The sequence below is a fragment of the Stenotrophomonas sp. STEN029 genome, assembly GCF_056760015.1.
In genome coordinates, this window is sequence record NZ_JBRREC010000057.1 from 24,315 (window position 1) to 30,314 (window position 6,000).

Annotated in this window: 5 protein-coding genes; 3 read left to right on the top strand and 2 right to left on the bottom strand. The window is 65.8% G+C overall.

Annotated features, from left to right (window positions below; translation table 11 throughout):
• Nucleotides 1-47 precede the first annotated feature (47 nt).
• Entirely contained in the window at nucleotides 48-1,460 is a 1,413-nt protein-coding gene (locus ACVOLI_RS13125) for a S41 family peptidase (protein ID WP_481614751.1), read from the bottom strand.
• A 116-nt stretch (nucleotides 1,461-1,576) separates the two neighbouring features.
• Nucleotides 1,577-2,806 carry a murein hydrolase activator EnvC family protein gene (locus tag ACVOLI_RS13130; protein ID WP_481614752.1) on the bottom strand — a complete coding sequence of 410 codons (1,230 nt, stop codon included), beginning with the start codon at nucleotides 2,804-2,806 and terminating at the stop codon, nucleotides 1,577-1,579.
• A gap of 166 nt (nucleotides 2,807-2,972) precedes the next feature.
• Here ACVOLI_RS13130 and ACVOLI_RS13135 point away from each other — a divergent pair, with 166 nt between their 5' ends.
• From ACVOLI_RS13135 to ACVOLI_RS13145, 3 genes are all read left to right on the top strand, one after another.
• Nucleotides 2,973-3,626 (top strand): DUF4097 family beta strand repeat-containing protein, encoded by a 654-nt coding sequence (locus ACVOLI_RS13135; RefSeq protein WP_296252547.1) that lies wholly within the window; start codon nucleotides 2,973-2,975, stop codon nucleotides 3,624-3,626.
• A 61-nt stretch (nucleotides 3,627-3,687) separates the two neighbouring features.
• Nucleotides 3,688-5,397, top strand: a complete 1,710-nt coding sequence (locus tag ACVOLI_RS13140; RefSeq protein WP_481614753.1) for a M28 family metallopeptidase — start codon at nucleotides 3,688-3,690, stop codon at nucleotides 5,395-5,397.
• A gap of 150 nt (nucleotides 5,398-5,547) precedes the next feature.
• The gene (locus ACVOLI_RS13145) at nucleotides 5,548-5,919 is read left to right on the top strand and encodes a VOC family protein (protein ID WP_481614754.1); all 372 of its coding nucleotides are present in this window, start codon (nucleotides 5,548-5,550) and stop codon (nucleotides 5,917-5,919) included.
• Nucleotides 5,920-6,000 lie beyond the last annotated feature (81 nt).

Consider the following 6,000-nt stretch of genomic DNA (forward strand, 5'->3'; position numbering starts at 1 on the left):
GCTCGGCAATACCGCTGGGAAAGCCCCTTGCCGAGCATGGCTCGGCACTACAGAGGCTTCTCTTCCGCTGCAGGCTTTTCCTGGGCTTCCGGCTTCGCGGCCTCCGCCGGTGCAACAGGCTTCGCTTCTGCAGCTGGCTTCGCCTTTGCCGCCGCTGCAGCCTGCGCTGCCGCTACCGAGCCGGGGTGCTTGAGCTCCTGCAGGGCGGACTGGATCGGGGCATCGCCCGGCAACACCACGCCGGCCTTGCTGCCCACCGCTTCGTCATCACCACGCAGATGGCCGGGCAGCTTTGCCTCGCTGTAGTCGCTCAGGCTGGCCGGCAGGTCGTTGACCGCGTCGGCCGGATCCGGCGTCAGTTCCACGTCAGGCAGGATGCCGGTGGCCTGGATCGAGCGCCCGCTCGGGGTGTAGTAGCGCGCGGTGGTCAACTTGACCGAGTCGCCGTTGTCCAGCGGCAGCACGGTCTGCACCGAGCCCTTGCCGAAGGTGCGGCTGCCGACCACGCGGGCACGACCGTTGTCACGCAGGGCGCCGGCCAACACTTCCGAAGCACTGGCCGAGCCAGCGTCGGCCAGCACCACCATCGGTGCGCCCTTGAGCAGGTCGCCCGGAGTGGCGTCGAACCTGGCATCACTGATCGAGATGCGGCCGCGGGTACTGACGATGCCGCCCCTCTCCAGCAGGTCATCCGCTACCTGCACGGCAGCAGTGAGCAGGCCGCCCGGATTGCTGCGCAGGTCCAGCACCAGACCCTTCAACTTGCCACCGGCCTGCGCCTGCAGCTGGTTCAACTGCTTCTGGAAGTCGGCACCGGTATCGGCCTGGAAGGTGCTGATGCGGATATAGCCATAGCCCGGCTCCAGCATCTTGCTGCGCACGCTGGTGACGCGGATGGTCTCGCGCATCACGGTGACATCGAAAGGCTTCTGTTCGCCGCGGGCGATGGTCAGCACCACGCTGCTGCCGGCCTTGCCGCGCAGCGGTTCGCTGGCATCGATGGCGTTGATCGGGGTGCCGTCGATGGCCACGATCAGGTCGCCGGCCTTCAGCCCGGCACGCGCGGCCGGGGTGTCGTCGATCGGCGACACCACCTTCAAGGTGTTGTCCTGCTGCAGTACCTCCACACCGATGCCTTCGTAGGCACCATTGGTCTGCTCGTCGAAGGCCTCGGCATCTTCCTTGTCGAAGTAGGTACTGTGCGGATCCAGCTCCAGCAACAGGCCGCGCACGGCGGACTGCATCAGCTTCTTGTCATCCACCGGATCCACATAGGCCGCACGCACGGCGTTGTAGACACCGACGAAGCGGCGGATCTCGTCCAGAGGTACGCGTGAGGTGACCGATTCCTTGGCATCGGGATCGTCCGCCTTGGACACCTTGTCCGGGGCGCTCTGGGCCAATGCAACAGCCGGTAACAGGGCCAACAGCAGGGCAGCAGCAAGACGGGCTACACGCATGAACCACTCCATGAGATTACGGATGCGCAATAACCGCGCTGGACCCGATTATGCGCGAAGCCCGGCTAAATTCTTGTTGAATCGACGCAGCCCGCTGCGCCAGCGCTCAGCGGGCGTTACTGCCGCTGCAGCCAGGTCGAGGGATCCACAGGCTGGCCGTTGCGGCGCAGTTCAAAATACAGCGCGGTCACACCCTGGCCACCGGAGTTGCCGACCTTCGCCACCGCATCGCCACGCTTGATGCTGGCGCCGGCATCCTTCAGCAGGGTGTCGTTATGCGCGTACAAGCTCATGTAACCGTTGCCGTGATCGACGATCAGGATCATGCCGTAGCCGGTCATCCAGTCGGAGAACACCACCGTGCCATCGGCCACGGCGGTTACCGTGCTGCCGGCCGGCGCGCCGATCAGCACGCCGGCGCTGTTGCGGCCATCCGGCAGACGGCCGCCATAGCGTGCCAGCAGGTTGCCCGACAACGGCCAACCCAGGCCACCAACCCGCGGCGCCGGCGCGTTGGCGACCACCCGCGGTGGCACCTTGCCCGGCGTTGAACGGGCCGGGCTGCGGGTGGAGCCGTTGTTGTTGGCAGCGGCTGCCTGCCGCGCCTGTTCGGCAGCGCGACGGGCGGCCGCGCGGCGCTCGGCTTCGGCGCGGGCAGCCGCGGCACGCAGGCTGGCCAGCACCTGCTCCAGCGCGCGCGCGTCCTTGCCCAAGGCTTTCTCGCGCTCGCTGCGATCCTGATAGCGGGTATCCAGTTCGCTCAGCACGCTGGCGCGCTGGCGGCGGTCCTGGGCCAGCGCCGCGGCCTGCTGGCGTTGCTGTTCGCGGGCCTGTTCCAGTTCCTTGCTGCGCGCGACGATCTGCTGCTCGGTGCTGGTCAGCGCCTGCAGGTCGGTGGTCAGGGCGGTGATTGCCCTGGCGCGCTCGCGCTGCAGGTAGCGGTGGTAGGCCAATTCGCGATTGGCATCGGCCACGCTGTCCTGCGACAGCAGCAGCTTCAATGGCGCGTGGTTGCCCAGCTGGTAGGCGCCTCGCAGCAGCGTTGCCAGTTGCTGGCGCTGCTGGGCCAGGCCGCTTTCCAGCGTGGTCCGGCGCTGCTGCAGTGCCACCAATGACTGTTGCTCGCGCTGCACCGCCGCCTCGGCCTCGGCCACCGCGCGGCCGCTGCGGGCGACCTTCTGGTCGGCCTCGCGCAGGCGCTGGCTGGCTTCACCGCGCTGCCCTTCCAGCTGGCGCCGTTCCTGCGAAACACTCCTGATCTCACCACGCAGCTGCTGCAGCTTCTTCTCGGTATCGCGCGAGCTGTTCTGCGCCGATAATGAACCAGCCAACAGCGCGCCCAGCATCAACAGGCAAGCACCGCACCATGGCGACAGGGCCGCAGGTCGTCGGGAACGGGGCTGGTGACTGGGCTGGCGCAAAGAGGTTCCAGTGACTTCAGGCAGATGCGGATTGTACCTAAGCGTGGTGCCATGCCGCCCAGTCCATCGGCATTTCCACAGTGGAGATCTCATGAAACGTCTATTTCTACTTCTGCTGCTGAGCGCGAATGCCCCATTGGCGCTGGCCGCCGACGACATCAGCAAGGTCAATGGCAGCATCCAGACCCAGGCCGGCAACACCTATGGCGACCTGGAAACCGTCAATGGCAGCATCCAGCTGGCTTCCGGTGTGCAGGCCAACAGCGTCGAGACCGTCAATGGCAGCGTGCGCACGGAAGACAATGTGCAGGCGCACAGTATCGAAACCGTCAACGGCGGGATCCACGGCGGCCGCAACCTGGTGCTCACCCACGGCCTGGATACGGTGAACGGCGGCATCTATGTGGATCGCGGCAGCCGCATCGGCGGCAATATCGAAACCGTCAACGGCAGCATCGGCCTGGTCGCCGTGCAGCTCGGTGGCGACATCGAAACCGTCAACGGCGACATCACCGTTGGCATTGATTCAGTTGTCAAAGGCGGCATCAAGGTCAATCGTCCCTCGTTCGGCATCTCGCTGACCGCGCCGCGCAAGCCGCGGATCGTCATCGGCCCGAACGCGGTGGTCGAAGGCTCGCTGGTGTTCGAACGTGAGGTCGTGCTGCTGGTGCACGATTCGGCGAAGATCGGTCCTGTGACCGGGGCCACGCCACAACGTTTCGATAGCGAAACCGCGCCACGCTGAACGCGCATTGCAGGCCAATCCTGCCTAGAATCCGGGTTCGATCTTGCAACCCGGAGTTCTCATGCATCGCAAACTGTTGTTGTGCCTGGCCGCGACCGCGGCCCTGGCCGCCTGCAAGCAGGAGGCCCCGGCACCGGCCTCTTCCGCGCCGGCCCCTGCACCGCCGCCGGCCCACACCTTTGCCGGTGGCATCAATGCCGCCGACTTCGGCGAGCTGGTGAAGACCCTGGCCTCGGATGAATTCGAAGGCCGCGCCCCGGGCAGCAACGGCGAAGAACTGACGGTCAACTACATCCGCGACCAGATGCAGCGCATCGGCCTGCAACCGGGCAACGGCGACAGCTGGTTCCAGGAAGTGCCGATGACCGAAACCACGGCAGATCCGGGCACCGTGCTGAAGATCCAGCAGGGCGGCGCCAACCGTGACCTGGTGTTCGGCACCGACATGGTGATCGGCACCCGCAGCGGCCAGCCGGAAATCAAGATCGACAACAGCGAACTGGTCTTCGTCGGCTACGGCGTCGACGCGCCCGAGCAGAACTGGAACGATTACACCGGCCAGGATTGGAAGGGCAAGACGGTAGTGATGTTCGTCAACGACCCGGGCTTCCACACCGACGACGCCAAGTTGTTCGATGGCAAGCGCATGACCTATTACGGGCGCTGGACCTACAAGTTCGAGGAAGCCGCACGCAAGGGCGCTGCCGCCGCGCTGATCGTGCACGACAGCGCCGGCGCTTCCTATGGCTGGGATGTGGTGAAGAACTCCTGGGGCGGTGCCCAGTACGACCTGCCCGCCGCCGAAGACAGCCAGCCGCGCCTGCAGGCACAGGGCTGGCTCAGCGCCGAGGCCGCACGCAAGCTGTTCGCCGATGCCGGGCTGGACCTGGACAAGGCCTACAAGGACGCCAGCAAGCGCGGCTTCAAGCCGGCACCGCTGAATGCCAGCCTGTCGCTGGACCTGAAGAGCACCATCGCGCAGAAGAAGTCGCGCAACGTGGTCGGCGTACTGCCGGGCAGCAAGCGCGCAGACGAAGCCGTGCTGTACATGGCGCACTGGGATCACCTGGGCAAGCACGAAGGCGAGGAAGGCGACAACATCTACAACGGCGCGGTCGACAACGCGACCGGCGTGGCCGGCATTCTTGAAGTGGCCGATGCGATGGCGCACCAGCAGACCCCGCCGGAGCGCTCGGTGGTGTTCCTGGCGGTGACCCTGGAGGAATCCGGCCTGCTCGGTTCGCAGTACTACGTGAACCACCCGACCTTCCCACTGGACAAGATTGCCGGCGTGATCAACATCGATGCGATGTCGGTCAATGGCCGTGCGCGTGACCTCACCGTCACGGGCTTTGGCAGCTCCGAGCTGGAAGACCTGCTCAAGCCGCTGGCCGCCAAGCAGGGCCGTACCCTGCATGCGGAAAGCTCGGTGCAGAGCGGCTTCTACTTCCGCTCCGATCACTTCAACTTCGCCAAGGCCGGCGTGCCTGCGCTGTATGCCGATGGCGGCGAAGACCTGATCGACGGCGGCGTCGAGGCTGGCAAGCGTGCTGCCGAAGCCTATGGCAAGGACCGTTACCACGGCCCGAAGGACGAGTACGATCCGGCCACCTGGAAGCTCGACGGCATCGTCGAAGACCTGGAACTGCTGTACGGCGTTGGCCAGCAGCTGGCCGGCGGCGATGCCTGGCCGAACTGGTATGAAGGCAACCCGTTCAAGGCCAACCGCGACGCGATGATGAAGAACAAGGACAGCAACGCGGCCAAGTAAGCCGCTGCTGATCGCGAGAGAACGGCGCCTTTGGGCGCCGTTCTTGTTTGTGTTGGTACCTGTACGGCGCTACGCGCCAATCAGCAGCAGACACGTTGATGCAGAGCCGCTAACGTCAGCACCTCCCCGCCAACCCGCAGGTCGCTCGAAATGCTGCACCACGTTTCCTTCCCGGTCCGCGACCTTGCCCTGAGCGGCGCGTTCTACGATGCCGCACTGGGCGCGCTGGGCTTCCGACGTGTATTCGAGGACGACACCGCCATCGGCTATGGCCTGGTCGACGATGAGGATCTGTTCTGCCTGAAGCTGCGCGATGACGCCAGCGCCGCAAGTGCGGGCTTTCATCTGGCCTTCGCCGCGCCGGATCGTCCTGCGGTTGATCGCTTCCATGCGAACGCGCTGGCCGTCGGCGGCAGCGACAACGGTGCGCCTGGCCTGCGCACGGACTATGGCGCGCATTACTACGCGGCGTTTCTGATCGACCCGGACGGGCACCGCATCGAAGCCGTCATCAACCGCTGAGTGGCGTAGCCCGGGTAAGCGCAGCGCACCCGGGAGCAGGAGATAGGGCGGTCATTACCCTATGCGCCAACAGCCCCGGGT

Bases quoted from the DNA above. Each gene is read 5' to 3' on its own strand.
- ACVOLI_RS13145 (WP_481614754.1), top strand. From the start codon at position 5,548: ATGCTGCACCACGTTTCCTTCCCGGTCCGCGACCTTGCCCTGAGCGGC.
- ACVOLI_RS13125 (WP_481614751.1), bottom strand. From the start codon at position 1,460: ATGCGTGTAGCCCGTCTTGCTGCTGCCCTGCTGTTGGCCCTGTTACCG.
- ACVOLI_RS13135 (WP_296252547.1), top strand. From the start codon at position 2,973: ATGAAACGTCTATTTCTACTTCTGCTGCTGAGCGCGAATGCCCCATTG.
- ACVOLI_RS13140 (WP_481614753.1), top strand. From the start codon at position 3,688: ATGCATCGCAAACTGTTGTTGTGCCTGGCCGCGACCGCGGCCCTGGCC.
- ACVOLI_RS13130 (WP_481614752.1), bottom strand. From the start codon at position 2,806: ATGCTGGGCGCGCTGTTGGCTGGTTCATTATCGGCGCAGAACAGCTCG.